25 protein-coding genes are annotated in these 26,943 nt (G+C 48.0%); 21 read left to right on the top strand and 4 right to left on the bottom strand.

Annotated features, from left to right (window positions below):
- The first annotated feature begins 27 nt into the window (after positions 1-27).
- The gene (locus BQ7367_RS12740) at positions 28-1,695 is read left to right on the top strand and encodes a glutamine--tRNA ligase/YqeY domain fusion protein (RefSeq protein WP_072525784.1); all 1,668 of its coding nucleotides are present in this window, start codon (positions 28-30) and stop codon (positions 1,693-1,695) included.
- Between the two features lie 10 nt (positions 1,696-1,705).
- A complete protein-coding gene (gene pdxR / locus BQ7367_RS12735) occupies positions 1,706-3,157 on the top strand; it encodes a MocR-like pyridoxine biosynthesis transcription factor PdxR (RefSeq protein WP_072525783.1) in 1,452 nt (483 codons plus the stop codon).
- Between the two features lie 58 nt (positions 3,158-3,215).
- On the opposite strand, the gene BQ7367_RS12730 is transcribed toward pdxR, so the two are convergent.
- Positions 3,216-3,461 (bottom strand): hypothetical protein, encoded by a 246-nt coding sequence (locus BQ7367_RS12730; RefSeq protein ID WP_072525782.1) that lies wholly within the window; start codon positions 3,459-3,461, stop codon positions 3,216-3,218.
- A 262-nt stretch (positions 3,462-3,723) separates the two neighbouring features.
- On the opposite strand from BQ7367_RS12730, the gene BQ7367_RS12725 reads away from it, so the two are divergent.
- Both BQ7367_RS12725 and BQ7367_RS12720 read left to right on the top strand, forming a co-directional pair.
- Entirely contained in the window at positions 3,724-5,004 is a 1,281-nt protein-coding gene (locus BQ7367_RS12725; protein WP_072525781.1) for an adenylosuccinate synthase, read from the top strand.
- Between the two features lie 61 nt (positions 5,005-5,065).
- Positions 5,066-5,425, top strand: coding sequence for a hypothetical protein (locus tag BQ7367_RS12720; protein WP_072525780.1), 360 nt, complete (start codon positions 5,066-5,068; stop codon positions 5,423-5,425).
- On the opposite strand, the gene BQ7367_RS12715 is transcribed toward BQ7367_RS12720, so the two are convergent.
- Together BQ7367_RS12715 and BQ7367_RS12710 are read right to left on the bottom strand one after the other, a co-directional pair.
- Positions 5,414-5,689 carry a hypothetical protein gene (locus BQ7367_RS12715; protein ID WP_072525779.1) on the bottom strand — a complete coding sequence of 92 codons (276 nt, stop codon included), beginning with the start codon at positions 5,687-5,689 and terminating at the stop codon, positions 5,414-5,416. The genes BQ7367_RS12720 and BQ7367_RS12715 overlap by 12 nt on opposite strands.
- 251 nt (positions 5,690-5,940) lie before the next feature.
- A complete protein-coding gene (locus BQ7367_RS12710) occupies positions 5,941-7,086 on the bottom strand; it encodes a transposase (protein WP_235837530.1) in 1,146 nt (381 codons plus the stop codon).
- Positions 7,087-7,432: 346 nt separating this feature from the next.
- Between BQ7367_RS12710 and BQ7367_RS12705 the strand changes: the two genes are divergently transcribed.
- From BQ7367_RS12705 to BQ7367_RS12655, 11 genes are all read left to right on the top strand, one after another.
- The gene (locus tag BQ7367_RS12705) at positions 7,433-7,948 is read left to right on the top strand and encodes an SEC-C metal-binding domain-containing protein (RefSeq protein WP_072525778.1); all 516 of its coding nucleotides are present in this window, start codon (positions 7,433-7,435) and stop codon (positions 7,946-7,948) included.
- Positions 7,949-8,677, top strand: a complete 729-nt coding sequence (locus tag BQ7367_RS12700; RefSeq protein ID WP_072525777.1) for a YdcF family protein — start codon at positions 7,949-7,951, stop codon at positions 8,675-8,677.
- Positions 8,674-9,525, top strand: coding sequence for an aldo/keto reductase (locus BQ7367_RS12695; protein WP_072525776.1), 852 nt, complete (start codon positions 8,674-8,676; stop codon positions 9,523-9,525). The genes BQ7367_RS12700 and BQ7367_RS12695 overlap by 4 nt, the downstream gene beginning before the upstream one ends.
- Before the next feature lie 72 nt (positions 9,526-9,597).
- Positions 9,598-9,924, top strand: a complete 327-nt coding sequence (locus BQ7367_RS12690) for a DUF1540 domain-containing protein (protein ID WP_072525775.1) — start codon at positions 9,598-9,600, stop codon at positions 9,922-9,924.
- Positions 9,925-10,101: 177 nt separating this feature from the next.
- Positions 10,102-11,025, top strand: a complete 924-nt coding sequence (gene metA / locus BQ7367_RS12685) for a homoserine O-acetyltransferase MetA (RefSeq protein WP_072525774.1) — start codon at positions 10,102-10,104, stop codon at positions 11,023-11,025.
- Positions 11,026-11,072: 47 nt separating this feature from the next.
- Positions 11,073-12,242 carry an aminotransferase class I/II-fold pyridoxal phosphate-dependent enzyme gene (locus tag BQ7367_RS12680; protein ID WP_072525773.1) on the top strand — a complete coding sequence of 390 codons (1,170 nt, stop codon included), beginning with the start codon at positions 11,073-11,075 and terminating at the stop codon, positions 12,240-12,242.
- A gap of 21 nt (positions 12,243-12,263) precedes the next feature.
- Positions 12,264-12,785, top strand: a complete 522-nt coding sequence (locus BQ7367_RS12675; RefSeq protein WP_072525772.1) for a dCTP deaminase/dUTPase family protein — start codon at positions 12,264-12,266, stop codon at positions 12,783-12,785.
- A 150-nt stretch (positions 12,786-12,935) separates the two neighbouring features.
- Positions 12,936-13,613, top strand: coding sequence for a biosynthetic peptidoglycan transglycosylase (locus BQ7367_RS12670; RefSeq protein WP_072525771.1), 678 nt, complete (start codon positions 12,936-12,938; stop codon positions 13,611-13,613).
- A gap of 112 nt (positions 13,614-13,725) precedes the next feature.
- On the top strand, positions 13,726-15,093 hold the full coding sequence (locus BQ7367_RS12665; protein ID WP_072525770.1) for a spore germination protein: 1,368 nt from the start codon (positions 13,726-13,728) through the stop codon (positions 15,091-15,093).
- 172 nt (positions 15,094-15,265) lie between these two features.
- A complete protein-coding gene (locus tag BQ7367_RS12660) occupies positions 15,266-16,693 on the top strand; it encodes an ISLre2 family transposase (RefSeq protein WP_200786773.1) in 1,428 nt (475 codons plus the stop codon).
- Between the two features lie 189 nt (positions 16,694-16,882).
- The gene (locus tag BQ7367_RS12655) at positions 16,883-17,746 is read left to right on the top strand and encodes a DegV family protein (RefSeq protein WP_072525769.1); all 864 of its coding nucleotides are present in this window, start codon (positions 16,883-16,885) and stop codon (positions 17,744-17,746) included.
- 242 nt (positions 17,747-17,988) lie between these two features.
- Here BQ7367_RS12655 and BQ7367_RS14905 read toward each other — a convergent pair whose 3' ends face one another.
- On the bottom strand, positions 17,989-18,117 hold the full coding sequence (locus BQ7367_RS14905; RefSeq protein WP_268874773.1) for a hypothetical protein: 129 nt from the start codon (positions 18,115-18,117) through the stop codon (positions 17,989-17,991).
- Positions 18,118-18,200: 83 nt separating this feature from the next.
- Here BQ7367_RS14905 and BQ7367_RS12650 point away from each other — a divergent pair, with 83 nt between their 5' ends.
- The 6 genes from BQ7367_RS12650 (at position 18,201) to BQ7367_RS12625 (ending at position 26,832) form a co-directional block, all read left to right on the top strand.
- On the top strand, positions 18,201-18,956 hold the full coding sequence (locus BQ7367_RS12650) for a ClpP family protease (RefSeq protein ID WP_442855388.1): 756 nt from the start codon (positions 18,201-18,203) through the stop codon (positions 18,954-18,956).
- A 63-nt stretch (positions 18,957-19,019) separates the two neighbouring features.
- Entirely contained in the window at positions 19,020-21,548 is a 2,529-nt protein-coding gene (locus BQ7367_RS12645) for an FtsK/SpoIIIE family DNA translocase (protein ID WP_072525768.1), read from the top strand.
- 32 nt (positions 21,549-21,580) lie between these two features.
- The gene (locus tag BQ7367_RS12640; protein WP_072525767.1) at positions 21,581-23,251 is read left to right on the top strand and encodes a formate--tetrahydrofolate ligase; all 1,671 of its coding nucleotides are present in this window, start codon (positions 21,581-21,583) and stop codon (positions 23,249-23,251) included.
- An 11-nt stretch (positions 23,252-23,262) separates the two neighbouring features.
- On the top strand, positions 23,263-24,117 hold the full coding sequence (gene folD / locus BQ7367_RS12635; RefSeq protein WP_072525766.1) for a bifunctional methylenetetrahydrofolate dehydrogenase/methenyltetrahydrofolate cyclohydrolase FolD: 855 nt from the start codon (positions 23,263-23,265) through the stop codon (positions 24,115-24,117).
- A complete protein-coding gene (locus tag BQ7367_RS12630; RefSeq protein ID WP_072525765.1) occupies positions 24,114-25,508 on the top strand; it encodes a chitobiase/beta-hexosaminidase C-terminal domain-containing protein in 1,395 nt (464 codons plus the stop codon). The genes folD and BQ7367_RS12630 overlap by 4 nt, the downstream gene beginning before the upstream one ends.
- Positions 25,509-25,650: 142 nt before the next feature.
- Positions 25,651-26,832, top strand: a complete 1,182-nt coding sequence (locus tag BQ7367_RS12625) for an iron-containing alcohol dehydrogenase (RefSeq protein WP_072525764.1) — start codon at positions 25,651-25,653, stop codon at positions 26,830-26,832.
- Positions 26,833-26,943: the final 111 nt, after the last annotated feature.

Raw genomic sequence — 26,943 nt, 5'->3', positions numbered from 1 at the left:
TATTTTGTGTTATTAGAGGAGGAGAACATGGAAAACGAAGCTGTTTCTAAGAATTTTATCGAACAGGAGATCGACAAAGATCTGGCAGAGGGGGTATATGATCATGTCTGCACCCGTTTTCCGCCTGAACCAAACGGGTACCTTCATATCGGACATGCCAAGTCCATTCTGTTAAATTACGGGCTTGCCCAGGAGTATGGCGGGACATTCCATATGCGGTTTGATGATACGAATCCCACAAAAGAGAAGATGGAATTTGTGGATTCCATCAAAGAGGATATAAAGTGGCTGGGCGCTGACTGGGGGGATCACCTGTACTTTGCGTCTGACTATTTTGACCAGATGTATGAGTGCGCGGTCAGGCTGATCAAAAAAGGAAAGGCCTTTGTCTGTGATCTGACCGCGGAAGAGATGAGAGAGTACCGCGGGACCCTGAAGGAGCCGGGGAAAAACAGTCCCTACAGAGACCGCAGTGTGGAAGAAAATTTAAGGCTGTTTGAGGAAATGCGGGAAGGCAGGTACAAGGACGGAGAGAAAGTGCTCCGGGCAAAGATCGACATGGCTTCCCCCAATATCAATATGAGGGATCCGGTAATCTACAGAGTGGCCCATATGAGCCATCACAATACCGGGGACAAGTGGTGCATTTATCCGATGTATGACTTTGCTCATCCGATCGAGGATGCCATCGAAGGGATCACCCATTCGATCTGCACACTGGAATTTGAAGATCACAGGCCTCTTTATGACTGGGTGGTGCGGGAATGTGAATTTGAGAATCCGCCGAGACAGATTGAGTTCGCCAAGCTTTATCTGACCAATGTGGTGACGGGCAAACGTTATATTAAAAAACTTGTAGAGGAAGGGATCGTAGACGGCTGGGACGATCCGAGGCTTGTGTCTATCGCGGCTTTAAGACGCCGGGGATTTACTCCGGAGTCCATCCGGATGTTCATTGATATGTGCGGCGTGTCCAAGGCGCAGAGTTCTGTGGACTATGCCATGCTGGAGTACTGTATCCGGGAAGACCTGAAGATGAAGAAGCCCCGCATGATGGCGGTGCTGGATCCGATCAAACTTGTGATCGACAATTATCCGGAAGGGCAGATCGAATATCTGGACGTGGCCAACAATCTGGAGAATGAGGAGCTGGGCACAAGGAAAGTGCCTTTTGGACGTGAACTTTATATCGAGAGAGAAGATTTCATGGAGGAGCCTCCAAAGAAATATTTCCGCCTTTTCCCGGGCAATGAAGTCCGTCTGATGCACGCGTATTTCGTGAAATGCGAAAGCTTTGTCAAGGATGAGAACGGGAATGTGACAGAGGTTCACTGTACCTATGATCCGGAGACAAAGGCGGGCAGCGGATTTACAGGAAGAAAAGTAAAGGGGACGATCCACTGGGTTCCGGCGGCCCATGCGCAGAAGGCAGAAGTAAGACTTTATGAGAATCTGATCGATGAGGAGAAGGGCGTCTACAATAAAGAAGACGGCTCACTGAACTTGAATCCCAACTCCTTGAAGGTCATCAAAGAGGCTTATGTGGAGCCGAGTTTTGAAGGCGCCGGACCGTATGACAGCTTCCAGTTCGTCAGGAACGGGTATTATTGCGTTGATGCCCATGACTCGAAGCCGGAACATCTTGTGTTCAACCGGATCGTGTCACTGAAGAGTTCTTTCCGGCTACCGAAATAGGTAAGAGAATATGAATGAACTGACGATCAGCTTAAGACCCGGAGATAAGACACCTCTGTACGAGCAGATCTATGGATATATAAAAGAAGAAATCCGCAAAGGCGCAATCGCGAGCGGAGAGAAGCTGCCGTCCACACGGGGACTGTGCCGTCATCTCGATGTGAGCAGGAGCACGGTGGAACTGGCATATGAACAGCTTTTGTCGGAAGGCTACATCGAGGCCAGGCCGTGCCGGGGATATTATGTTTCTCAGATTGACGGCCTTTATCAGATCAGCCGCCCGGAGTCTTCTGTGCAGAAAGAGGGGCCTGGAGAACAGAGAAAGTACCGGTATGATTTTACTCCAAACGGAGTGGACCTGAAGAGTTTTCCCTACAATGCCTGGCGGAAGCTCTCAAGAGAATGTCTCGTGGATGACAGGGCAGAGCTTTTCCGTCTTGGATGTCCTCAGGGAGAGTACGGGCTTCGCAGCGCGATCAGCAGCTACCTCCATCAGGCCAGAGCCGTGAACTGTACGCCGGCGCAGATCATCGTGGGCGCGGGAAATGACTATCTTCTGATGCTTCTAACAGCGATCCTGGGACCGGATCACACAGTGGCTCTGGAGAACCCTACGTACAGACAGGCTTACCGGCTGTTTGAGAATCTGTCCTATCAGATGCGTACTGTGGATATGGATGAACAGGGAATGCGGGTGGACAAGTTGAAAGACTCCGGCGCTGACATTGCCTTTGTCATGCCCTCCCATCAGTATCCGCTGGGGACAGTCATGCCGATCAGACGGCGGCTGGAGCTCCTGAAATGGGCAGAAGAAAAAGAGGGAAGATATATCATAGAAGATGACTATGACAGTGAATTCCGGTACAAAGGAAAGCCGATTCCGGCTCTGCAGGGCTATGACAGGAGTGGAAAAGTAATTTATATCGGAACTTTTTCAAAGTCGATCGCCCCGGCAATCCGTATGAGTTATCTAGTTCTGCCGGAACCGGTTCTTGACAGGTACACAAAGAGATGCAGCTTTATCAGTTCTACTGTATCTAAGGTGGATCAGCTTATCCTGCAGAAGTTTATTGAGGATGGGTATTATGAAAGGCATTTAAATAAGACAAGAGCTCTGTACCGGAGCAGACATGACACGCTTCTTGCGGCTCTGAGAGAACTGGATCTGGACTTTACAGTGTCAGGAGAGAACGCGGGCGTGCACCTGCTGCTTCATTTTTCCGGAGGCCGGAACGAGGAAGAACTGATCCGTATGGCGGCAGAGAAAAGTATTAAGGTATACGGACTGTCGGAATATTATGTTGACAGAGAGAAGGGTTCCGGTCCGGAGGATACGACGATCCTCCTGGGCTATGCCAATATGAATGAAGAGAAGATCAGGGAGGCAGTCCGCCTTCTCGGCATCGCGTGGAATGAAGATAAGGCAGGCGCGGACAGCCCAGATAAAAACAAAAAAAACTGAAGACAGCAAAATGCCGCGGTCAAACCGGCCGCGGCATCTGTTTTTATAAAATTTTGTATCAGTTTTCTTCTGAATCTTCGGATTTCTCTTCCGGCGCTTCCTCCTGGTCTTTTTTTAGAGGCACATATTCCCTTCCGGCGGCAGGCTGAAGATCGGCGTCCAGATCAAAATCTTCATCTTCTGTAAGATCAGCGTCATTTTCGTCAGGGCTGTCGGAACTGTTCTTGCAGAAATATGCGACGGCAAGTCCGATCGCCGTTCCGATGACAGCGAAGATACTAAACCATTTGATCAGTTTTTTCAATGTAAGATCTCCTTTCTGTAAGAAGATGCACTCTGCAAATGAAAAGAGAACATCCCGAGTATGGATTTTATTTTAATACTTTTTTTGCTCAATTACAATAGGAATCTTCTGAAAATGCGGGAATGTAAAAAAATCAGAAATAACATTTTACATGCGGGGGAAATTATAGTATAATTCATACGGCGGTCAATCATAAGCACCGCTGATAGATTATTAGAAGTATGAGACAGCTGAAACAGCTCAATACGCGGGAGGAATGGAAATGGTAAAAGCAGTAGTTGGTGCAAACTGGGGCGATGAAGGAAAGGGCAAGATCACGGATATGCTCGGGAAAGAAGCAGATATCATCGTCCGTTTTCAGGGCGGAGCAAACGCGGGTCACACGATCGTGAATGACTATGGAAAGTTTGCGCTGCATACACTGCCATCCGGTGTGTTCTACAGTCATACGACGAGCATTATCGGCAATGGAGTCGCGCTGGATATTCCGGTCCTGTTCAAGGAGATCCGGTCTATCGTAGACAGGGGAGTCCCGATGCCGAAGCTCCTTGTATCCGATCGGGCCCAGATTGTCATGTCCTACCACAAAAATCTGGACGCCTATGAAGAAGAACGTCTGGGCGGAAAGTCTTTCGGATCCACAAAGTCCGGTATTGCGCCGTTTTATTCAGATAAATATGCAAAGATCGGTTTCCAGGTGAGCGAGCTCTTTGATGATGACCTGCTGCGGGAAAAAGCCGCCCGGGTGGCGGAACAGAAGAATGTCCTGCTGGAGCATCTCTATCATAAACCCCTGATCGATCCGGATGAATTGTATAAGGAACTTGTCAGCTACAGAGAAATGGTAGAGCCCTATGTATGCGATGTTTCACTGTTCCTCCACAATGCCCTGAAGGAAGGAAAGAATATCCTGCTCGAGGGACAGCTGGGCTCTCTGAAAGATCCGGATCACGGCATTTACCCCATGGTGACGTCTTCCTCTACACTGGCGGCGTACGGAGCCATCGGCGCCGGGATCCCTCCCTACGAGATCCGGCAGATCATTACAGTGTGCAAGGCTTACTCCAGCGCTGTGGGAGCGGGTGCCTTTGTGAGCGAGATATTCGGAGACGAGGCGGAAGAGCTGAGAAGACGGGGCGGCGACGGAGGAGAGTACGGCGCGACAACAGGACGTCCCAGACGTGTCGGCTGGTTTGACTGCGTGGCTTCCAAATATGGATGCAGGATGCAGGGGACAACGGACGTGGCCTTCACGGTCCTTGACGTGCTCGGTTATCTGGATGAGATCCCGGTGTGCGTAGGTTATGAGATCAACGGGGAAGTGACGACAGAGTTTCCGGTTACCCATCTGTTGGAGAAGGCAAAGCCGGTATTTAAAAAACTGCCGGGTTGGAAGTGTGATATCCGCGGGATCCGCAGGTATGAAGAGCTTCCGGAGAACTGCCGGAATTATATCGAGTTTATAGAAAAAGAAGTGGGATATCCGATTACGATGATCAGCAACGGACCGGGGAGAGATGATATTATTTACCGGAATCGTTAGGATTGGGAATACGGAGTCATTATTTCAGGGCAGCTTATGAATATAGGCTGCTCTTATTTTTATGTCGGAAATTATTTATTTATCGATAAGAAAATATTTAGAAAAAGACCAATCTTCGGACACATTTACAAAGTATGATAAAAATGTCCTCTTAGAAAAGAGAGGACGGGAGTATAAAAACCAGACATATTTTTCCCTTTACAATAATATAATATATGGCTGGGATGAAACAAAAGGAGGTATTTTTATGGGTAAAGACAGCAGGAAAACAGCAAAAAATGTAATATCAATGGAAGAATACCTGATAAAAAGACAAGCGGTAAGACAGCATGAAGCCGCTTTACGGGACAAGGATCCGATGGACAAGGTGACCGGAAGTGAGACGGCCGCTCTGAGGCTGGCAGAACTCTTATATGTCTGAATCTTTTCCGTGTTTTTCTGGCGGAACTTTGTCCGGATCCATTTCCGGATGGCTGTCAGGATCAGCTCCACGGCCTTTTAAAACACGGGCAGTCAGTGTATAAGCATATATAAGAACCGGTATGAAGACTGTAGCGGCGACAGCGGCTCTGAACAGATTGGCAGAGGCCGGAGAATCAATGAGGGCTAATACAAGAGTGCTGCCATAGAGACAAATGAGCAGGATGGCTCCGATAAGAGCCAGGACGCGTTTCGCTTTTTTCATAAATAAAATCCTTTCTGAGTTGATGAGGGGCACCTGTGTCCATATGGTGCAGACAATTTGTCTGATGATCTGAGAATAGTATACCTAAAATAGATTGAGTTTCCGCAGATTGTACTAAAAAGATGAGTATGTCTTTCTAAAGTACCAATCTGCCCATTTTTTGAGAGATTTAGAATGGCAGCACCGAGAGTAGAGGCACTTTTATAAGCCCCGCCGGAACCGGGCTTTGGGAGACATATACTTTTATCTATTCAGGCGGTCAGCTTAAGGCAGAGTTGACGGTATGTCGGACGCTTTGTCCTGTACCAGAGCCGGATGCCCTCTTTGGCATGTGACAGTATGCCGGAGATGCCTTTTGCCAGCCGGTAATAGCAGAAACTGACTTTTTCCTTGATCGGGTCTGCTTCCTGTATGATTGAAACTTTCAGGGCGTTTGTCTCAGGACTTAATTCTTCCTGAGCTAAAAATGCCATGGCTAAAGTAATATAAAAGTTAAGCGCATTAATGGCTTCCAGTTTTCTTACACGGAAATTTTCAAACTGATAGGTCTGCTTTTTACAACGGAAATATTCCTCGATCCGCCATCTGGAAAAATAAGTTCTGGCAATGCGGATCACATCATCCTTTGAACGGATCTCTTTGTTTGTAGCCAGCATCATGGGATGTTCCGTGATCCCATAGACCAGGACCAGATAAATATTTTTCCGGGAGGCAGTGATCTGAACTTTTACGTGGGAAAGATATGCGGTATGCTCTTTTCCCTTATAGAAAACATCCGCTTTTACTTTCCCTTTCCTCCGATTCTGCAGTTCCGTTGCCTTTGTCCATTTGTTGTGATAAAGAAGTTTCCGGTTGGATTTCAGGCGGATCACGTAATCCTGCTTCAGATGGTCGAGGATGAGAAAGATCTTATTGTCATCATAACCGCGGTCCATAACAAAGGTGGCCTTTCCGAAAAGAGCAGATGCCTGTTTGATCGCATCAAATGTGATGGTATTTACAGATTTATAGTCCTTCTCAACAGAAGAATGGATCATGGAAAAAACACTGACAGGATGCTTGTTGGCAGTCAGGACACAGGCCTCTGTTACATGGTATCCTTTTTTATAAACACTTTTCGTCTGTGTGCTTTCAGAACCATCGCGAACGATACCAAGAGCTTCAAACTGTTTTCCATCTGGTTTTACGATATCACTTTCATCAATGAGGACCACTGGTTCAGAGGGAACGAGTCTCTTTACGGTGTGGAGATAAGAAGCGGCAGCAGAAGCCGGCGTTCCTTCCGAAAGATGATTTGAAAGCCGTTTTACAGTATTCACCTTATGTACCGTTTCATGAAGCTGGTCGGAAATATCAGTGAGCAGACAGCTTCTGGATGCCAGAATGCCATAAACCATATCTGCTGTGAACTTCCGATCTGGTTTCGAAAGTCTGCGGGAGATTTTATTAGTAAAAGTCAAAATTTTTCTTTTCAAACGGTAGGTAATTGATGTAGAATTAGCCATAAGGAATCCCCTTTCTTTTTGTTTAGTAAGGTTTTTGTTTTGCAGCTTAATTTTACATCAAAAAGGGACAGGATTCCTTATATTTTGGCCATTTTTTGAAAGTTGTGGATAACAAAACGCAGCAGATTTGTCTGAGGGAATAATTCTGCGGAAACTCAAGTAAAATAGTGGTTTACGGCAAACAGAAATTGTTATATAATGGTTGGCGATGGATTTTAAGATAAAGGAGCAATATACGATGAGCGAGAAATGTTTACTGGACCAGTGGCGTGACATGGCATATGACCAGACGCAGTCAAGAGATCATCTTGAAAAGTTCTGGGCATCCTATTTTAACATTGAGAAGGAAATTTATGAGCAGCTGCTGGAGGAGCCGGACACAGAGGTGAAGGGCACGGTCAGAGAACTGGCGGAGAAGTATGGACAGGATGTCATGACGATGGTAGGATTTCTGGATGGAATCAATGACAGCCTTAAAACGCCGAATCCCATTGAGACGATGACGGAGGACACAGAGGTCAGCCTTGCTTTTGATAAAGAGAAACTGTACAAGAACATGGTAGATGCCAAAGCTGACTGGCTGTATGAGCTTCCTCAGTGGGAGAAGATCTATGACGAAGAGACAAGGAAGCGCCTTTACAAAGAGCAGAAAGCTTCCGGCACGATCCGTAAAGGGAAGAAGATTGGAAGGAACGATCCGTGTCCTTGCGGAAGCGGCAAGAAGTATAAGAAATGCTGCGGAAGAAATGCATAGATGAAGTGCTATTTTCTGATCATGGGAATACTGTGTCTGATCTATTATGTGGTTCTGGCTTTTTATTCCCGCAGGCTAAAGTCTACATTTGCGGCTTTCTGGCTGATAACCGGCGGTGTGCATCTGGTGTTGGGATGTATGCCGCTTTCTGCATACATGTATGCAGCTATTGGTTTTTTCTGTCTGGTGTTCTGGATTGCATTTCTGACAGTAGAGTTCAGGATTATCAGTGTCATAAAAAGCCGGAGCAAAATGGAGCCGGACTGGATCATCGTCCTCGGCGCCCAGGTGAGGGGAACAAAAATTACGGATTCTCTGAGACGGCGTCTTGATAAAGCGCTGGAATATGCGGAAAAATTCCCGCGGATGAGAGTGATCGTTTCTGGAGGACAGGGACCGGGAGAAGAGATCTCCGAGGCTGAGGCTATGAAACGGTACCTGGTGGAAAACGGGGTAGATGAAGAAAGGATCTGTTGTGAAGATCGATCGGTTTCGACCAGGGAAAATCTGAGATACAGCAGAAAATATCTGGATGCGGATCATGACAGGATCGGTATCGTAACGAATGATTTTCATATTTACCGCGCCTCTCTCATTGCCCGGCAGGAGGGATATAAAAAACTCAGTCTGATACCGGCGTCTTCTAACCCGGTATTCCAGCTGAATTACCTTGTAAGAGAATTTTTTGGAGTAATAGATACGTGGCTGCAGAAAGGAAAAGAAAGATGATTCATATACCATGCTATACACTTCAGAATGGAGTGGAGATGCCGGCAGTGGCATTTGGAACCTATAAACTGGAAGACGGCAGAGGAGCGGAAGTGATACGTGCTGCCATAGAGAACGGTTACAGATATTTCGATACAGCATCTTTTTACGGTACGGAAAGAGACATTGCGGAGGCGGTCGGACAGAGCCGAATTTCCCGGAATGAGTTTTTTATCGCGACCAAGCTGTGGAAGAATGAAATGGGATATGAGAATGTGCGGGCCGCGTTTGAGCAGTCGCTTCAGAATCTTGGAACAGACTATCTGGATTTGTATCTGATCCACTGGCCGAAACCGTCTCCCGACTATAAGGACTGGAAAAAGCTTGACGCGGATACATGGAAAGCCATGGAAGAGCTGTATGAAGAAGGAAAAGTGCGGGCCATCGGATTAAGCAATTTTCTGCCTCATCATATTGAGAATCTTTTAGATAACTGCAGGATCCGGCCCATGGTGAACCAGCTTGAGTTTCATCCGGGATACAGTCAGGAGGCAGCGGTGCGGTACTGTCAGGACAGAAACATCCTTGTTCAGGCCTGGAGTCCGATCGGCAGAAAAAGAGTACTTGATGAGCCGCTGGTGAAAAATCTGGCAGACAAATATGGGGTTTCACCGGCGCAGATCTGCCTGAAATTCGCAGTGCACAGAGGGATCGTTCCGCTCCCGAAAGCTTCTTCCGTTTCCAGATTACGTGAAAATCTGGATTTGTTTTCCTTTGATATAGATGAGGAGGATATTTGGAGACTGATGACGATGCCTCAGGCCGGCTGGTCAGGAGAACATCCGGACAGAGAACGCGTCAGGTTATAAAAATCAGAAAGAATACTTTTCCCCCAAATGGGCATACTAATTCTGAATCTGTAAAAAGAGGAGGTATTTGTTATGCCAGAATTAAAATGTACGGTGCAGACATGTGTACACAATGATCAGTTCCTGTGCAGACTGGACAAGATCCAGGTCGGCGGCGATAATGCCAGGAATCCTCAGGAGACATGCTGTGACAGTTTTCAGGAGAGGACAGAAGGGACGTATTCAAATTCCATGTCTATGAAATCCGCTTCTGACTGTTCGAATATCGACTGCAGGGCAACAAAGTGTATGTATAATGAAAACTGCCAGTGTCATGCAGGCAAGATCAGCGTCGAGGGCGGAAACGCAAAAGACTGCAGCGGAACAGAATGTGCCACTTTCCAGTGCCATTGTGGCTGAATATTCTGAAAATAGTGAAAAAAAGGGACAGGTACTTTTTAAAAGGTGCCTGTCCCTTTTTTTCACTTCCTGATTATTGACGCCTGTGAGCAGATAGCGTTATAATCAATTCATCTGCATTCTGCGGTCCGGCAGGACCGGGAAGAGAATGCCTGAAAGAACAGGAGGAAACAGACTATGCCAATCCGGGTCCAAAACGATTTGCCGGTAAAGGAGATACTGGAACAGGAAAACATATTTGTAATGGATGAGTACCGGGCAGCACACCAGGACATCCGGCCTTTGAGTATCGGGCTTTTGAACCTGATGCCCCTCAAGGAAGATACGGAACTGCAGATCCTGCGGTCTCTGTCAAATACTCCGATCCAGGTGGACGTAACCTTTGTCCGAATGACCAGTCATGTATCCAAGAATACATCCACCAGCCACATTTATAAATTCTATGAGCCTTTTGAGGGTATCCGAACAAAGAAGTTTGACGGATTTATCATTACGGGAGCTCCCGTGGAGCAGATGCCTTTTGAGGAGGTGGACTACTGGGAGGAATTAATGAAGATCATGGAGTGGACTGACACGAATGTGACGTCTACGCTTCACCTGTGCTGGGGGGCTCAGGCAGGGCTTTATTATCATTATGGGATAGACAAGAAAGACCTGCCGAAGAAGCTGTCCGGTGTATACAGACATCGTGTGAGAAACCGGAAGATCCCTCTTGTCAGAGGATTTGACGATGTGTTCATGGCTCCTCATTCCAGACATACCGAGGTGCCCCAGGAGCTGTTGGAAGCGGATGAGCGTATCACCATTCTTGCGGATTCTCTTCAGGCGGGTGTTTTTCTCTGTATGGCAAAAGAGGGGCGGCAGATCTTTGTGATGGGTCATCCGGAATATGACCGGATGACGCTGGATTCAGAGTACAAAAGAGATCTGGGAAGAGGCCTTCATCCCCATATTCCGGAGAATTATTATCCGGACGATGACCCGGAGAACAAACCGGTGCTCACATGGAGAGCCCATGCAAATAATCTGTATACGAACTGGCTCAATTATTATGTGTATCAGGCGACTCCGTACGATCTTTACGGAACGCCGTTTAAATAAGAATTTACGAATTTACCGGATAAAATGACAGAAGAGGAGGAATTCCATTGGACAGCAGCCATTTTTCAAGTCTGATCAATGATTTCAAGCCGGGGATCTTCGGCGCTTTAAACGAAAAAAAAGAGGAACTGTTAAAAGCCGGGAGGAAGGTATACAACCTGTCTGTGGGGACTCCGGATTTCCAGCCTGCGCCCCATGTGATGAAAGCCATGCAGAAAGCCTGCGAAAAGGCGGAGAATTACAGGTATTCTCTGGCAGATCTGCCGGAACTGCTGGAAGCGGTGCAGTATCGCTACGAGAAGCGGTTCGGAGTACATATCGGGACAGATGAAGTCATGTCCGTCTATGGCTCCCAGGAAGCCATGGCACATATCGGGTCTGTGTTCTGCGATCCGGGTGATGTGATTCTTGTGCCGGATCCGGGATATCCCATGTTTGAGATGAGTGGGATTATGGCCGGAGCACAGGTGGAATATTACGACATAGAAGAGAAGAACGGATATCTTCCTGATCTGGACAGTATTCCGGAAGAAGTACTCAAAAGGACGAAGTATATGATCGTCTCCTATCCGCTGAATCCGGTCTGTGTCTGCGCTCCGGATGAATTTTATGAAAAACTCATTGTGTTCGCTAAGAAACATGATATCGTGATCCTCCACGACAATGCTTATTCAGATATTACGTTTACAGGCAGGCCCGGGCGATCCTTCCTTTCCTTTGAGGGAGCAAAGGATGTAGGCGTAGAATTTTATTCTCTGTCCAAGTCCTATAATCTGACCGGTGCCAGGATCTCTTTTGTAGTCGGGAACAGAGAGATCATCAGCCGGTTCCGTCTGCTTCGATCCCAGATTGATTACGGTATCTTTTACCCGGTGCAGTATGCGGCTATCGCTGCGCTCACCGGACCGGATGATTTTATAGAAGAGCAGAGAGAGCGGTATGAAGCGCGCAACAGGGCACTGTGTGGAGGATTAAGAAGCATTGGCTGGAATGTACAGGACAGCCAGGGAACGATGTTTGTCTGGGCAAAGATTCCGGATGGATATGAGTCTTCCGTTGATTTCTGTATGAAACTGATGGAGAAGACCGGCGTGATCGTCACGCCGGGAAGCGCCTTCGGGAGCAATGGAGAAGGGTATGTCAGGATGGCTCTGGTAGTAGATGAGCAGACGATACAGGAGATCGTTTCTGTCCTGGGCAGCTCAGGAATGTTTTGAATATGATAAGGAGAGCAGATTATGAAAAGGATCGCAAAATTTGAGAAAGTAAGCCTGGGACAGTTTATCGAGGGCTGGACAGATACATTCGGGGCGGAAGAAGAGAGTGCGGCAAGAGAAATATATGATCAGATCAAACTTCCGAAACGTGCCACTTCCGGCAGCGCGGGTTACGACTTTTTTGCTCCGGTCAGCCTGACTCTGGCCCCGGGTGAGACAGTGAAGGTCCCTACGGGGATCCGGGTATGGATGGAACCGGAATGGGTCCTGAAATGCTATCCGAGGAGTGGTCTTGGATTCAAGTTCCGTCTGCAGCTGAACAACACGGTAGGAATCATCGACAGTGATTATTATTATTCTGACAATGAGGGACATATTTTTTCCAAGATAACCAATGACAGCAAAGAAGGAAAAACGGTTGAGATCAAAGCAGGAGAAGGATTCATGCAGGGGATTTTTGCCGAGTACGGGATTACGCTGGATGACGATGCTACTGAGATCAGAAACGGTGGATTTGGAAGCACCACAAAGAGAACGGTATGACAGAAATGTAAGATAATGGAGGAAAACGTAAGAAAATATAGTGGAAGAACGCAGATGGATTTTATATACTGTACCTGAGGCAGATGAGAAAACGCCGCCGGAGACTGTGAAGGCGGGCGTGAAAAGCACGAAAGGCAGGATATATACAGTATGAAATGGATCAAACGTCTGTGTTCTTTCATTTTTTTGTGCGCGGTCATTGTCGGAGGCATCCTTTTTTACCGGGGTTATAAGGAGTACAGGGCGGCGCTGGAGACAAAAAGCGTGGAGCAGATGGCTGCGGACATCGAGTCCATTGAAAATTATACATCCCTTGAAGAACTTCCTCAGACCTATATTGACGCGGTACTCTCTGTGGAGGACAAGCGGTTCTATGATCATCCGGGGATCGATCCCATCGCCATCGGAAGAGCGCTGATCAATGATATCAGAGCCGGGTCCTATGTGGAAGGGGGCAGCACGATCACTCAGCAGCTGGCCAAGAATCAGTATTTTACCCAGGATAAAAAGATGGTCCGCAAGATCGCGGAAATGTTTATGGCGTTTAAGATCGAGTCTGTCCTGGACAAGGATAAAATACTGGAGCTGTATGTAAATTCTATCTTTTTCGGGAATCATTACTACTGCGTGGCGGACGCGTCATGGGGGTATTTCGGAAAAGCGCCGTCGGAGATGAATTTTGACGAGTGTACCCTTCTGGCAGGGATCCCAAACGCTCCGACGAACTATAACCCTGTTGCCAGCCCGGAACTGGCAAGGGAGCGTCAGTCCCAGGTCATTGAAAAAATGATAAAAGCAGGATTTCTTGAAGACGACACCGGGCAATAAGGATCGTCAGGAGGACAAAGCGATAAGATCATTTGTATAATCGCAGGGAAAACAGGGCAGTCTAACCATAGAAAATATTGTTGCTTTTCAGACAGAAAGGGGAACAGATTCTATGGTGGAGAAAAACAGCAGAAAACTCAGCGCTTCCTTTGAAGAAAATATAAAATATATGAACCAGATCCTTCCGGTAAAAGAAAGTTTTGACATGATCCGGCGGGATATGGTGATCGGAGGAAAGGCGTCCGTATTCTACTACATTGACGGATTCATAAAAGATGAAGCAATGCTGAAGATCATGGACTCCTTTCTTTCTGTGTCTGAAGAGGATATGCCGGATGACGCGGAGGGATTTATACAGAAACAGGTGCCCTACGTGGAGGTCGACATACTGGAAGATTTTGATCAGGTTATCCGAAGCGTTCTTTCCGGCCCGGCCTGTCTTTTCATTGACGGATATAAAGAATGTATCGTTCTGGACTGCCGCACCTATCCTGCCAGAGGAGTAGAAGAGCCGGATAAAGACAGGTCTCTGCGGGGCTCGAGGGACGGATTTGTAGAGACGATCGTTTTCAATACGGCCCTGATGCGCAGAAGGATCCGGGATCCGCAGCTTGTGATGGAAATGACAGAGGCCGGACAGACTTCCAGGACAGATATCGCGATCTGCTATATGAAAGACCGGGTGGATCGGGAACTCCTTGACAATCTGAAACAGAGGATCGAAAGTCTGCAGCTGGATGATCTCCGTATGAATCAGCAAAGTCTGGCGGAAGCTTTATTTAAACGGAAATGGTTTAATCCTTTTCCAAAATTCAAGTATACGGAACGTCCGGACACTGCCGCGGCCTGCCTTCTGGAAGGAAAGGTGGTGATCCTTGTAGATAATTCTCCCTCGGCCATGATCCTGCCCACTTCAATCCTGGATATGATCGAGGAGGCGAATGATTACTATTTTCCGACGGTGACAGGTGTCTACCTGAAAGCGACAAGGATACTGATCACGGCGGCGACTGTATTTTTCACCCCGTTGTATCTTCTTTTTATGCAGAATCTGGACTGGCTTCCGGATGCGTTTCAGTTTGTAGCTGTGCGGGACACTGTGAACATCCCTTTGATCTTCCAGTTTCTTTTGCTAGAAGTGTCCATCGATGGACTCAGACTCGCCGCGATGAACACTCCGACCATGCTGAGTACACCACTGAGCGTGATCGCGGGTATCGTAATGGGAGAGTTTTCCGTGCAGTCAGGGTGGTTTAACTCAGAGGTGATGCTGTATATGGCGTTTGTTGCTGTCGCGAATTATACCCAACCCAACTTTGAACTCGGCTATGCGTTGAAATTCATGCGACTGATGCTGCTGATCCTGACGGCATGCTTTGACATTTACGGATTTGTCATCGGCTGTATTCTGGTACTGTGTTTCCTGATCTTCAACAAAACATTGTCAGGCCGGAATTATCTGAATGTAAAGCTGAATTGACGGATTTGGGCGGTACGCCGCTTTTTGTGAGCCAGCCAGTAAATTATACAGAATCAACTTAGAGTATAATTATCATTGGCAAAAATAAAGGGAAGAGATCGAAACCTCTTCCCAATCATACAGATTTATCTTATTGTTTAATTGACGAAAAAAAACATAAGGAGTCTGTATGATGAGTTTAATGATAAAGGAAAACGGCGTAACATTCAAGGAGTTGGAGAAAAATATTTATGCATGGATCTGCCAGATCGGAAGAGAGTTCACAAAAGAGTTCCTGGAGCGGTATGACAGGATGCTGATGGAGGGCAGGGACAAGAAGAAATACAGAAATAAAGGTGCCAGACAGACAACCGTAAAAACCGTGTATGGGGAAGTAACCTATCAGAGGACTGTTTATGAAGTGACCGAAGAAGACGGGACCAGACGTTTTGTATATCTGCTGGACGAGACACTGGAGTTGGATCAAGTAGGCTTGATCTCAACGAACATGGCGGAACTGCTGGTAAAAGGGATCACAGAACTGTCTTACAGGGAGTGCGCCTTACAGGTCAGTGAAATGACAGGACAGACCATCAGTGCGATGGGGGTATGGAACGTCATCCAGGCGTTAGGGAAAAAGGTCTGCGAGGACGAAGCTGAGTTGACAGAAGCATATAAGAAAGGCCATGTGAAAGGGAAACGAGAGGTTCCTGTTCTGTTTGAAGAAGCAGACGGAGTTTATATCAAACTGCAGGGAAAGGACAGAAAAGAGGAAAAACAGGATAAATCAGAGATCAAGATCGGGATTGCTTATGCCGGGTGGCGGAAAACCGGTCCGGATCGTTATGCGCTGGAAAATAAAGTGGTAGTTGCCGGATTTGCCAAAGCAAAAGAGTTCCAGGAATACCGGGAGGCGGCAATCGCACAGGAGTTTAACCTGGATGAGGTAGACCAGAGGATCTTAAATGCGGACGGAGCGTCCTGGATCAAGAAAGTGAAAGATAAAAGCACCTGTTTTCAGTTAGACCCGTTTCACCGGAACAAAGCTGTGAAAGAAAAAATTCATGAACCGGCTGCGAGGGATGCTGTTTTAGAACTGATAAAAGAAGAAGAGATCGAAGAAGTATTCCGGTATCTGGAGAACTATCGGAATAGCCTGAGTGATGAAGCTGAGATTGAAGATGTAGAAGACCTGATCCGTTATTATGAGAACAACCGTGAAGGGCTTGTGCCTTACCAATCCCAGGATCTGGAGCTGCCAGATCCGCCGGAGGGGCTGGAATACCGGAACATGGGGACAATGGAAAATCATGTGTGGAGTGTGATCGCGAAACGGATGAAACACGGGCACAGAAGTTGGAGCCGGCAAGGCGGGAACCATCTGGCGAAGATCCTGGCCAAAAAATGCAGCGGAAAGCTGCATGAAGTGACAGAAGGTCTGAGAAAACCGGTATTTGAAGAAGAAAAAGTAGAAGAGTTATACGGCGAGATCCTGATGTCAGCGAAGGCACCAAAGAAAGACGGAAAGGGCTATCAATATCCAGCAGTAGGACATGTAGTTGGATTGGATGGAAAGATACAGGGAGAGAGAAAGCGACTGCTGTACATGGCTGGATATTAGAAACCAGAAAAAGGACTGTTTGAACAAAAAAGATAAATCGAAAAGGAAGTTGCCAACGATTACTTGACAGTAACCAGAATCAATAAAATGTAAAAAAATTTTGCTTAACGTCCGGAAAAATGATATGATAAATAAAACCCTGTCACTTTTTTAAGGTGAAGGGACATTTGGAGTCAGGAGGAAAGCAAGATGAGAGAGTTTGTGATCACAGTAAACAGTACGGTAGATCTGCCGAAAGAGTGGCTGGAGGAGAGAAATGTACCGGTCATTCCTTTGAAATATACCATCGACGGAAAAACATATACGGATATGGAAGGGTTATCAGCAAAAGAATTCTTCGCGAAGCTGAGAGAAGGGAAAATGTCTGTCACCTCCCAGGTAAACCCGGAGGAAGCGGCGGATATGCTGGAACCCTTCCTGAAAGAAGGAAAGGACATCCTGCATCTGGGATTCTCGTCGGGCCTGAGCGGGACACTGAACAGCATGCGCATCGCGGGACAGATGCTCCAGGAGAAGTATCCGGAGGCTAAGGTCATCGTGATAGATACACTCTGCGCCTGCCTGGGTGAGGGCCTGCTGCTTTACAAGGCTCTTCAGGTAAAAGCCCAGGGTAAGACGATCGAAGAGACAGCCCGGTGGGTGGAAGAGAATAAGCTCCATATCTGCCATGATGTGACAGTTGATGATTTGAATCACCTGCACAGAGGAGGACGTGTGTCCAAGACGACTGCTGTCCTCGGCACTCTGGTTCAGATCAAGCCCATCATACATATGGACAACGAAGGCAAGCTCCAGGTCATCGGAAAAGAGAGGGGACGCAAAAAATCTCTTAACAAGATCGTAGACATGGCTGTGGAACAGTCAAAAGGCTGGGACAATGACATTATTATGATCACCCACGGTGACTGCCTTGAGGACGCAGAGTATGTGGCAAAACTCGTTCGTGAAAAGATGGGGATAGATAATATTCTGATCAATAATATCGGCACCGTGATCGGGAGCCATACAGGTCCCGGGGTTGTGGCTGTATTCTGTATGGGCAATAAGAGGTAAATCTGTGTTTGCCGGAGTGATCCGGGAGCCGCCGGGGAGGCTGGTTAAAACTTAAGGAATAGAAAAAAACGGTATGGAAAAACGTATTCTGCGGCGGCAGAATGGATGGCCCCGCCTCCGTTCCGGAATCCGGGAAAACATAAAGGGACTTAGAACCCGCCTAAATACAAAGCAATCCGATGAGCAACTCGCGTCCGCTCAGACAATCTCATCGGATTGCTTAACGGCGGATCCTGAGTCCCTTAAGTTTTTCCGGCGGATTCCTCCAAAGTCGCCGGTCCACCCATCTGCCGCCCCAGAAAGGTTCTTCCAATTGCCGTTCTTTTCCTTTCCTGCGCTTCGTCCATTCCCTCCGGCGCTACATTCACCATCCTGGCAAACTCAGATTTTCAGTATAAAAAGACCTCCCTTTTTTCATAATAATCTGTGACAGATATTGAGGAGGTTATCGGAAATGGACAGAGATCAGACCATGGAATCAGCACAGAAGGAAAGAAATGAAGAGAACAGCGAGATAAAGGAAATGGGAACGTTGGATCTTGGGAACGGACACTCAAAACATGGGATCCAGCTTTTGACGATCATAGGCGAGATAGAAGGTCATGAAGCGGTATCGGGGAATACAAAAGCTACCAAGTATGAACACCTGCTTCCGCGGCTGGCGGAGGCGGAAGAGGATGAGCGGACCGAAGGGGTGCTCATTCTACTGAATACCCTTGGCGGAGATGTGGAGGCGGGACTTGCGATCGCCGAGATGATCGCTTCGCTGAGCAAGCCCACGGTATCGCTTGTGCTGGGCGGCAGTCATTCGATTGGAGGACCTCTGGCCGTGTCGGCAGATTATTCTTTTATCGTGCCTACCGGAACGATGATCGTTCATCCGGTCCGTTCTACGGGGATGTTTATCGGAGTGATCCAGAGTTACAGGAATATGGAAAAAACGCAGGATCGAATTGCGCGGTTTATTGCTTCGCATTCTCATATTACTCAGGAGCGGCTCCTGGAACTGATGCTGGATTCTACACAGCTGGTCAAGGATGTGGGGACTATGCTGGAGGGCGAGGAGGCAGTGAAAGAAGGGCTGATCGATGAGGTGGGAGGCATCAGTCAGGCGTTTGCAAAACTGCATGAACTGATAGAAAAGAGAAGAGCAGAAAGTAGTAACGGAAAGTCTGTGGAAGCAGGAGTAAATACCGGGGAAAAAATATAATGACATGGTTTTTAAATGATGATATACTATATATAGTATGTTTAATTACCAAGGGGGAATTATATGGCTGCCAGATCGACAAAAAGCAGAAAAAACACAAAGAGCAGGCCTAAAAAAGGACAGAAGAACACAGAACTGAGAGGAGAGATTATCATTCTTGCCACACTGGCAGTATGTATTCTCCTGGTGTTAAGTAACTTTGGAATCGGAGGAATCGCAGGGGAGGCGGTTTCATCCGTATTTTTCGGACTGTTTGGATTTATGGCATATGTGCTTCCGTTCGCGCTGTTCGCGGCGGTGGCATTTCTTATATCGAACAAAGGAAGCGCTCACGCTTATGTAAAAATCGTGGCAGCGGTCCTTTTGTTCCTTTTCATTACTGCCATACTGGAGCTGATCTTCAACTCTTATACGCCGGGGACTCCGCTGATGTCTTATTATACGGAGGCAGGCAGGCACAGAAATGCAGGCGGACTGACAGGCGGATGTATCATTACTCTGCTCTGTCCTCTGATCGGGGAGATCGGGACTTATGTGGTCCTTGTTATACTGTCTATCATCTGTGTCATTCTGATCACGGAGAGATCTCTTCTTGCCCCGATCGGGAAACAAAGCCGCAAAGCATATGAGGGAGCAAAGAAGAAGCGTCAGGAGACGGCAGTGCTCAGGGCTCGGCAGAAGGAGGAGAGACAGAAGGCAGAGCAGACAGCCTCGACGGAAAAAGTACAGCGGATGGAACGAAAAGTGTCCGGCGTGTCGTTTGCCACCACACTGACTCCTGAGAAAGAAGAAAAAAGAGGCAGACGAAAAGGGTGGAAGTCTCCGGAGCTGTATGAACTTACACCGGAGGAGCCCGGGACTGTATCAGAGGAGGCCTCCAGGGATGATGGTTTCGTGATCAACCGTGCCGATGGACAGACGCAGGATGCGATGACAGATCCGGTCCAGACAGAAGGGGAACATCCGGCAGACAGTCCGGATCCGGCTCGCCCGGAGTCTGCCGCATCTTCTGGAAAGAAGGCGAGACGGAGCAGAGTCCAGGACGCGGCGGAAGTCGCCGCGGAGACAGAGAGTGTGGCTGCCACTGTACAGAAAGAACAGGATAAGGAGCATCCGGTTTATCATACTCCTCCTCTTTCTCTTCTGAAAAGAGGCAAGAAATCCGGAGGCGATTCCGATGCCCACCTGAGGGCAACCGCAATGAAACTGGAACAGACTCTGCAGAATTTTGGAGTGGGAGTCCACGTGACGAACGCAAGCTGCGGTCCCTCTGTTACCCGCTATGAACTGCAGCCGGAACAGGGAGTAAAGGTAAGCCGGATTGTGGGGCTGGCAGATGATATCAAGCTGAATCTGGCTGTTGCCGATCTGAGGATCGAGGCACCTATTCCTGGAAAAGCAGCAGTGGGAATCGAAGTGCCAAACAGCGAAAATACCGCGGTCATGCTCCGGGATCTGCTGGAGTCAGGGGAATTTAAAAACAGCGCCTCTTTGCTGTCCTTTGCCGTCGGTAAGGATATCGCGGGGAAAGTAGTGGTGGCAGATATCGCGAAAATGCCCCATCTTCTTGTGGCAGGAGCTACCGGTTCGGGGAAATCGGTATGTATCAATACATTGATCATGAGTATTATTTACAAGGCTTCGCCTGAGGATGTAAAATTAATCCTGGTGGATCCAAAGGTTGTGGAACTGAGTGTATATAACGGGATCCCTCATCTGATGATTCCGGTGGTGACTGACCCGAAGAAAGCTGCGGGAGCATTAAACTGGGCAGTTGCGGAAATGGATAAACGATACAAGTTGTTTGCAGAATACAATGTAAGGGATCTGAAGGGCTTCAATCAAAAAGTGGAGAATGGAGAGACTGGGGAAGAGATTAAAAAGAAACTTCCGCAGATTGTCATTATCATCGATGAGCTGGCTGACCTGATGATGGTCGCCCCGGGAGAAGTGGAAGGTTCGATCTGCCGTCTGGCACAGCTGGCAAGAGCCGCGGGGCTTCATCTGATCCTGGCAACACAGAGGCCGTCCGTAAATGTTATTACGGGGCTCATCAAGGCAAATATGCCTTCCAGGATCGCCTTTTCAGTCTCATCGGGTGTAGATTCCCGTACGATCATTGACATGAACGGCGCGGAAAAGCTTCTGGGAAAAGGCGATATGCTTTTCTATCCGTCCGGATATCCGAAGCCGGTGCGTGTCCAGGGCTCTTTTGTATCAGACAAGGAAGTGCAGGATGTGGTAGATTATCTGATCAGCCATAACAGCGGAACAGCTTCCTACAACAATGAGCTGGAGGAACACATGAATTCCAATCTCCCGGCATCGGGAGCGGCGATCGCTCCTGAGGGAGGTGACGACAGAGATACATATTTCGCAGAAGCAGGACATCTCATTATCGAAAAAGAGAAAGCGTCTATTGGCATGCTGCAGAGAATGTTCAAGATCGGGTTCAACCGTGCCGCGCGCATTATGGATCAGCTTTCAGAAGCCGGAGTCGTTGGACCGGAGGAGGGCACAAAGCCGAGAAAAGTACTGATGACAAAAGAGGAATTTGACGATTATCTCAATGGAAATCAGAACATCGAATAAAATAAATGATCATATGCAGAGGAGGAAACAGGATGAAGACAGATATTCAGATCGCCCAGGAGGCAAAACTGGAACATATCAGAGATGTGGCGTCCAGGATCGGGATTTCGGAAGATGACCTGGAGTTTTACGGAAAATATAAGGCGAAACTCTCCGATGATCTCTGGGATAAGATCAAGGACAGAGAAGACGGTAAGCTGGTCCTTGTGACCGCGATCAATCCGACTCCCGCAGGAGAGGGAAAGACAACGACGACGGTTGGGCTTGGCGAGGCTATGGCCAGGTTAAACAAAAAAGCATTGATCGCTCTCAGGGAGCCTTCACTGGGGCCTTGTTTCGGGATCAAAGGCGGTGCTGCCGGCGGCGGCTATGCCCAGGTGGTCCCGATGGAAGATCTGAATCTGCATTTTACAGGAGATTTCCACGCGATTACTTCCGCGAACAATTTGCTGGCCGCAATGCTGGACAATCACATCCAGCAGGGAAATTCGCTGGGGATCGATCCGCGACAGGTAGTGTGGAAGCGGTGTGTCGATATGAATGACCGGGTACTGCGGAACATTGTAGTGGGACTTGGGAATAAAATGGACGGTATGGTCAGAGAGGATCATTTTGTAATTACAGTCGCGTCCGAGATTATGGCGATCCTTTGTCTGGCGGATGATCTTGCGGATCTGAAGAGACGGCTTGGCAGGATCATTGTTGCCTATAATTTTGACGGCCAGCCGGTAACAGCTGATGATCTGAAGGCTACCGGAGCTATGGCAGCACTTTTAAAAGACGCCATCAAACCCAATATCATCCAGACGCTGGAACATACGCCGGCTCTTGTCCACGGCGGGCCCTTCGCGAATATCGCTCATGGATGCAACAGTGTGAGAGCGACCCGGATGGCTTTAAAGCTGAGTGATATTACGATCACGGAAGCCGGATTCGGCGCAGATCTGGGGGCGGAGAAGTTCTTTGACATCAAATGTCGTATGGCGGGACTGAAGCCGGACGCAGTGGTTTTAGTTGCAACAGTGCGCGCTTTGAAGTATAATGGAGGAGTTGCAAAGCAGGAACTTGCATCAGAAAATATGGAGGCTCTTGCCAAAGGTATCGTAAATCTTGAGAAGCACATTGAAAATATACAGAAATATGGTGTTCCTGTGATCGTGACTCTGAATTCCTTCGTAACAGACACAGAAGCGGAGAATGAATTTGTCCGCAGATTCTGTGAAGAGAGGGGCTGTGAGTTCGCTCTTTCAGAAGTATGGGAGAAGGGCGGAGAGGGCGGAATTGCCCTGGCCGGGAAGGTTCTCGATACACTGGAGAATAAGAAGTCGGATTTCCATCCTCTTTATGAAGACCACCTTTCCATCAGAGAGAAGATCGAAACAGTGGCCAGAGAAATTTACGGGGCTGACGGGGTTGTCTATGAACCTGCGGCGGAGAAACAGATCGACAGGATCGAGGCGCTTGGATTCAGTGATTTTCCGGTTTGTATGGCCAAAAATCAATATTCCCTGTCCGATGACGCGAAGAAGCTGGGAAGACCGGAAGGATTTGATATTCATATCCGGGAGGTCTATGTAAGCGCGGGGGCAGGATTTGTGGTAGCTCTTACAGGAGCGATCATGACCATGCCCGGACTGCCGAAAGTGCCGGCAGCCAACGGAATCGATGTCACAGAGGATGGAAAGATCACAGGACTGTTCTAAAGGAGAAATCAATGTCACAGATAATTGACGGAAAACAGATCTCAAAACAGATCAAAGACGAATTAAAAGAAGAGGTGCAAAGACTGGCAGCGGAGGGAAGACATGCCTGTCTCGCTGTAGTCCAGGTGGGTGAGGATCCGGCCTCCACCGTATATGTGAACAATAAAAAGAAGGCATGCGCCTATATCGGCATTGAATCCAGGGCGTACGAACTTCCGGAAACTACGACGGAGGAGGAACTGGTATCGCTTGTAGAAAAGCTGAACCGGGATGACGAAGTAAACGGGATCCTTGTCCAGCTTCCGCTGCCGTCCCACATCGACGAAGACCGGATCATCCGCACGATCTCGCCGGACAAAGATGTGGACGGATTCCATCCGGTGAGTGTGGGACGACTCTGGATCGGCGAGAAAGGATTCCTTTCCTGTACGCCGGCCGGAATCATTCAGCTGTTGAAGCGTTCCGGGATCACCATCGAGGGAAAAGAATGTGTCGTTGTGGGAAGGAGCAATATTGTAGGCAAGCCTATGGCTGCGTTGCTCTTACGGGAGAACGGAACGGTTACAGTGGCCCATTCCCGTACAAAGAATTTAAAAGAGATTACACAGCGCGCCGATATTCTGGTGGTGGCTATCGGGAAAGAGCGGTTCATAACAAGAGATTACGTGAAAGAGGGAGCCGTTGTTATTGATGTAGGAATGCACAGAGACGCGGACAATCATCTCTGCGGCGATGTTGATTATAAAGACGTAGAACCTGTCACAGCCGCGATCACTCCGGTTCCGGGCGGAGTCGGGCCAATGACGATCGCGATGTTGATGAATAACTGTGTGGAGACTATGCGCACGCAGGAGGAAACATCATGAAATGTACACATTGTGGAGCAAATATTCCGGAAGATCAGGTAATCTGCCCCCAATGTGGCACGGAAGTGCAGATCGTCCCTGACTATAATCCGCTGGATGATGTTCTTGCCAGAGAAGTAAAGGGATCTGTAGAAGGCGCTACCCGCCAGCTGCAGACAGACGATATCAGAAGGTACCGGAGAGAAAACAGAACACAGAATGTGAACGCGACCAGGGTGCTGAGCCAGTCCGAGATGGACCGGATCCGGGAGGAGAGACGGAATATCCGCAGCCGCAGGACAGACGGGCCTCGGCAGACTACGGATGAACTGCGTCGAAGAAACCAGCAGAACTCAGAAGAACTTCGCCGGAGAAATCAGCAGAGTACGGACGAATTACGGAAGAATCCGGAAGAACAGCGCAGAAGAAACCAGAATACAGGTGAAATCCGAAGACAGCGTCAGCAGAAGCGGATGGAGGCTGCAAAAAGGAGAAGGAGAAATCTGCTTATCACTCTTTTTATCCTGCTTGTTCTGGCCGGCATTGTGATCTATGTGGCATATCAGAATTCTTACACCGGTATGATACGGAAAGGTTACAATGCGCTTCAGTCCAGGGACTATACAGCGGCTGAAAGGTATTTTCAGAGAGCGATCGTAAAAGATGAGTCAAAACCGGATGCTTATACCGGCTATGCGGAAGTGTATGTAGATCAGGATGATCTGGAAAGCGCGGAAGAAGTATTCCTGACAGCGATAGAGACACAGCCTACCAACGCGGGCCTTTACCAGGCGGCCATTGATTTCTATATGGACACGGAACAGCCGCAGAAGATCGCGGCACTGCTTGCGGAGTGCGAGGATGAAAATGTTCTGGACGCCGTTTCTGATTATGTGTCGGCGGCACCGGAATTTACTCCCGAGGAAGGAACGTACACGGAAGTTCAGGAGATTACTATCTCATCAGATACAGGCGGCGATATTTATTATACGACGGATGGAACGGATCCTACGGCAGAGACGGGTACAAGATATACAGAACCAGTCCTGCTGCAGACAGAAGGAGAGACTGAGATCCGCGCCATTGCGGTGAACAGTAAAGGGATTCCAAGTGTAGTTGCCAGTCAGAAATACACCATCGAGTTTCCGATTGTAGACGCGCCGGCAGTCACACCGTCTACCGGGCGGTATACAGATCCGGAGCAGATCACGATCACAGTGCCGGAAGGATATACGGCGTATTATACAATGGACGGTTCCACGCCGGATCCGTCTTCCTCCGGCACTCAGGTCTATACGGGACCTGTGGCAATGCCGGAGAATACGCAGATCATATTCAACGCCATCCTTGTGAATGATCAAAATGGAAAAGCGACAAGTGTGACAACGAGAAATTATATAACAACAGAATAGTAATCATACAATTAAAATTTTAACCCTGCTATTGAGGAAAATTTATATAATTTTAACAATAGCAGGGTTGTCTTTTTCGAAAAGAAGTTGTATAATACAATCGTTAAAAAAATAACAAAACTACATAAAGGAGATGCTAGAAATGAGCAGATTTTGTTTACCAAGAGACATTTACCATGGAAAAGGAAGCCTTGAAGAGTTGAAAAACCTGAAAGGAAAAAAGGCAATCCTTGTCGTTGGCGGTGGCTCCATGAAGCGTCAGGGATTTCTTGACCGCGCTGTGAACTATCTGAAAGAAGCGGGCATGGAAGTACAGTTATTTGAAGGCGTTGAACCGGATCCGTCAGTAGAGACAGTAATGAAAGGCGCAGAAGCGATGCGTCAGTTCCAGCCGGACTGGATCGTGTCAATGGGCGGAGGTTCTCCGATCGATGCGGCAAAGGCAATGTGGGCATTCTATGAGTATCCGGACACAACTTTCGAAGATCTGTGTACACCGTTTAATTTCCCGGAACTCAGGACAAAAGCTAAATTTGCCGCGATTCCGTCCACATCAGGGACCGCGACAGAGGTTACAGCATTCTCTGTTATCACAAATTATCAGACAGGTGTGAAATATCCGCTGGCTGATTTTAACATTACTCCGGATGTAGCTATTGTTGACCCGGATCTTGTATCAGGCCTTCCGGTAAAACAGGTTGCTTATACAGGTATGGACGCTCTGACACACGCCATCGAGGCATATGTGTCCACACTGAACGGACCGTTTACCGATCCTCTGGCACTGCAGGCGATCGAGATGGTACTGGATTACCTGCCGGCTTCCTACAACTGCAACATGGATGCCAGAGAGCAGATGCACTACGCGCAGTGCCTGGCAGGAATGGCGTTTTCAAACGCTCTTCTGGGAATCGTACACTCCATGGCACATAAGACAGGAGCTGCTTTCTCCACAGGACATATCCCGCACGGATGCGCGAACGCGATCTATCTTCCTTATGTGATTCAGTATAACGCGAAAGATCCGGTCGCTGCGAAACGTTACGCGGAGATCGCGCGCAGAGTTGGACTTCCGGGCACATCAGAGAAAGCTCTGATCAACAGCCTGATCGAGAAGATCAACGAGTTCAATGTGAAGCTGAATATACCGAAGACGCTGAAGGATTTCGGCATCAACGAGGATGAATTCAAGGAAAAACTTCCGAAGATCGCGGAGCTGGCGGTAGGCGACGCCTGCACAGGATCTAATCCGCGCGCTATTGATCCGGCTGCAATGGAAAAGCTGCTTACATGTACATATTATGGAACTGAAGTAGATTTCTAAAGAATGTTACAGTTGATGCTGGATAATTTTTCCATATGATATGGCTAAGGCCACGAGATGAAGACGGGCAGACATTTGCACAGTGTCTGCCCGATCTTATGCTTGCCATGG

The organism is Clostridium sp. Marseille-P3244 (assembly GCF_900120155.1).
Classification (GTDB): Bacteria; Bacillota; Clostridia; order Lachnospirales; family Lachnospiraceae; genus Mediterraneibacter.
The sequence above is the reverse complement of the archived record's forward strand: the minus strand, read 5'-3'. Positions and strand labels throughout refer to the sequence as shown.